This window comes from Pseudomonadota bacterium, assembly GCA_010028905.1.
Classification (GTDB): domain Bacteria; phylum Vulcanimicrobiota; class Xenobia; order RGZZ01; family RGZZ01; genus RGZZ01.
In genome coordinates, this window is sequence record RGZZ01000476.1 from 1 (window position 1) to 3842 (window position 3842).

The window sequence follows — 3842 nt, forward strand, 5'->3', positions numbered from 1 at the left end:
CCTAGAGGCGCGGCCGAAGAGGTCGCGCCTCCATGGGCGCCGAGGGGTGTCGTCCACGCCCTGGCGGGGACTCGTCTCAGGCTCGCGGAAGGCGCACGGTGAAGCGGCTGCCGACGCCGGGCTCGCTCTTGACGGTGATGTCACCGCCGTGCGCCCGTACAAGCGTCTGCGTGATCCACAGCCCCAGGCCGGTACCCTGCGTGGCGCTCACGTCGCCCACGCGTTCGAAGGGCCGGAACAGCCGCTCCTGATCTTCGGGGGAGATGCCCACGCCACGATCGGTCACGTGGAAGCTCACGGCGGTGTCTGTCTCCTCTGACGAGACGTCGATCGAGGCGCCTGGCGGGGAGTACTTCACCGCATTGCCGATGAGGTTCGCAAAGATCTGGCGCAGCTTCTCGGCGTCGGCGGCGACGTTGCGGCAGGAGATGCGGTTGTCGATGCTCGGAGCCCCGGTCATGAGGGCCAGGAACTCGATCTCCTCGTCGACCAGGGCTTTCGGATCGGTGGGCTGTCGCTGCGCCGCCATGGTGCGCCCCGTGAGCGCCTCGGACGCCTCGAGATAGGTCTTGATGAGACGATTCGAGCGGCTCACCGCGCGCTGCACCTGCTCGGAGAGCATCTGTCTCTCCTCGGCCTCCGCGGTCTTTGCCATGAGGTGGGTGGCCAGCTGGATGACCACCAGTGGGTTCTTCAGGTCGTGACTGGCCACACGCATGCAGTTGGCGAGGGCGTCGCGACGGATCTTCTGCTCGCGCATCTCGAGCTCGCGGCGCTGCGCGGCGACCCGCAGCCCCTCGGCACGCAGCGCCGCCGTGAGCAGGGCGGCCACCGCGCAGATGAAGGGGAAGTCATTGGGGGCGATGGGAAGTCCCGGGCGAGGGGTGTCGACGCAGAGCAACGCGATGACATCACCGTCGTCGTCGAGCAGCGGCACGTAGATGGCGCTGTGGATCTGGTGGGCGAGCACGCTGGGCGCGTTTCGGATCGCGCTGTGCGCTGGGGAGCCCCCGACGAAGTAGAGGGCCTCGCGGGTCTCCACGGCGTGTCGCGCCATCGAGGTGCTCACGGGGCTCATGGGGATGCCCTCGCGACGGAGATCTTCATCGCCCAGGAGCGACACGAAGCCACGGGTCGGGTCGGGGGGCCAGGCGACCACGGCCACGCGCTGCGCCGCGGGAACCACGTCGAAGATGCGCTTCAGCGCGTGGGCGAGCAGCTCGCTTCGGGTCGACGAGAGCATGCGCTGCGCGACATCATGAAGCGCGCTCACCGCGTTCTGCTTGAGGGCGGCTCCTCGGACGATGGACTCCACGTCGAGCTCGCGGGCGTCGGCCCTTGCACTGGGTACGGGTGCTGTCACGGGCGGGCGGCCAGGGCCGCGGTCCTCTCTCCGTGGGCGGTGGGCCCTGCGGTCTGTGTGTGAACGTATGCGCGGTCTCGGGGGGTGACGTCTCCCACGGCGTCAGGCGCCTCGCCTCAGATCTGGTCGTCGCCCGTGGGAGCGGGGCGTGGCGGTGCCTCGCGGGTTGGAACGGGCACCGGTGGCTCGGGCATCTTCTCCGGCGCCGGCTTGACGGGCTCGACCTGAATCGGGGCCGGTTGCTCTTCTGGTGCACCCGGTGCGCCCGGTGCAGGCTCGGTGGGGGTCGTATCCGGGTTGGCCGGGGGCTCATCTGGTTCAACCGGCGTCGCCGCGGGCTTGTCCGGGGTGTCGGCCTTCTTCTTCGCCTCGGCGTCGTCCTTGTGGGCGTCCTTGTCCTTGTCGGACTTGCTGTCCTTGTCCTTCGTGATCTCGTACTGCGAACGCGCCGTGTACGCGTGCTGCGTGCAGAAGCCGGCCGGGAGGTCCTTCGACTTCACGATCTTGTACTCGACGTGGGGGCAGACGGTGTTCGCGCGGCGCTTCGAGTCGGCGCACATGCCGACGCGCACATTGTCCTTGGCGTCGGCCATGAAGTAGCGCGGCCTGGCCTGGTCCTTGGGCAGCGCCTTCAGCGCGTTCAGGGTGAAGCGCTTCCAGATGGGCGCGGAGATGTCGCCGCCGAAGCTGTAGGTGGCGCTGTTGTCGTCGTTCCCGCACCACACCGCGGTCGCCAGCTGGGGAATGAACCCACAGAACCAGGCGTCCTTCTTCGAGTCGGTGGTGCCGGTCTTGCCCGCCACCCAGCGACCGTCGATTCGGGCACCGGTTCCGGTGCCGTTCTCCACGGCATTCTGGAGCATCTGGCTCATGGCCAGCGCGCTCAAGGGAGAGAGCACCTCTTGCTGGTAGGGATAGCTGTTGTCTTCCAGCAGGTTGCCCTCGGGGTCCTTGATCATCTTGATGGCGGTGGCATCCTGGTGGACACCACCGTTGGCCAGGGTCGCGAGCGCGGTCGCCATCTCGAGGGGGCTCAGGGCAACCGCGCCCAGCGCAATGGAGAGGTTCGGCTCGACATGTGAGCGGACGCCCATCTTGTAGGCAGTGTCGATGATGCGCTCGGGCGTGAGGGCTGCGACGAGCCGGGCCGCCACGACGTTTCGGGAGTGCTGGAGGGCGGTGCGCAGCGGGATGGCCCCCATGTAGCCGCCTCCGCTGTTGAGGGGGGTCCACACATCCTTGGGACCGATGCGCACCGAGAAGGGGGAGTCCGGCACCACCGAGTCCGGGGTGTAGCCGCTCTCGAGCGCCGTGAGATAGACGAAGATCTTGAAGGTGGAGCCGGGCTGGCGCTGGGTCTGCCAGGCGCGGTTGAACTGGTTCTTCTCGTTCCAGCCGGTGCCGCCCGCCATGGCGCGGATGTAGCCCGTGCGCGGCTCGATGGAGACCAGTGCGCTCTGATGCACGTTGTAGCTCGGGCCGAGGTTCTTCACGCCCCAGGTCACGGCCTCTTCCGCGGCTTCCTGTATCTTTGGCTCAACGGTGGTGTAGATGCGCAGCCCTCCGCGGTAGAGCAGGTCTTCGTCGTACTTCTGGAAGAGCTCGTGCAGCACGTAGGTGGTGAAGTAGGGCAGCTTGAGCACGCTCACGGTGCGCCGCGGCTCGGCGATCACCAGCGGCTCGCGCATGGCTTCGAGCGCTTCCTTCTGGCTCACCGCGCCGACATCGACCATGCGCTTGAGCACGAGGATCTGTCGCACCTTTGCCAGGTGGAGGCTCACCTGTGGCGAGTAGCTCGATGGGGCGGGGGTGATGCCGGCGATCATGGCCGCCTCGGCGAGCGTGAGATCCTTGGCCTTCTTCGCGAAGTAGGTGTCGGCCGCCGCCTCGATGCCGTAGGCGCCGGACCCGAAGTACACCTGGTTCATGTAGAGCTCGAGGATCTGGTCCTTGGTGAACTTGCGCTCGAGCTGCATGGAGATGAGCATCTCCTGGATCTTGCGCTGCAGGGTCACCTTCGGGTGGAGGAAGATGTTGCGGGCCAGCTGCATCGTGATGGTGGAGGCGCCCTGTGCCGCACCACCCGATGTGTAGTCCTTGACGGCGGCGCGCGCCACACCGATGAAGTCGACGCCGTTGTGCTCGTAGAAGCGCGCGTCTTCGGTGGCGAGAATGGCCTTGCGGAACCACGGCGAGACCTTCTCGATGGGCACCCACGTGCGGTTCTCCTTGAACAGCGTGGCGATGAGCGAACCATCGGCGGCATAGATGCGCGTTGTCTCGCTGGGCTGGTATGAGCGAAGCCGCTCGACGTCGGGCAGATCTTGCGAGTAGCGCGAGACGAGGGCCATGCCGAACCCCACCACCGCAACGATGGTGCATCCGGTCATGAGGAACAGGGCCATCAGAATCATCAGACAGCCGCGGCTCTTCTTGCGGACCGGTGGGTTCACCGCGTCGATGGGGGTGGCCATGCGCT

General features: G+C 67.0%; 2 protein-coding genes. Both read right to left on the reverse strand.

The window, feature by feature from the left end:
* Positions 1-76 precede the first annotated feature (76 nt).
* Positions 77-1363 carry a sensor histidine kinase gene (locus EB084_21410; GenBank protein ID NDD30823.1) on the reverse strand — a complete coding sequence of 429 codons (1287 nt, stop codon included), beginning with the start codon at positions 1361-1363 and terminating at the stop codon, positions 77-79.
* A gap of 116 nt (positions 1364-1479) precedes the next feature.
* Entirely contained in the window at positions 1480-3837 is a 2358-nt protein-coding gene (locus EB084_21415; protein ID NDD30824.1) for a PBP1A family penicillin-binding protein, read from the reverse strand.
* Between the last annotated feature and the right edge of the window lie 5 nt (positions 3838-3842).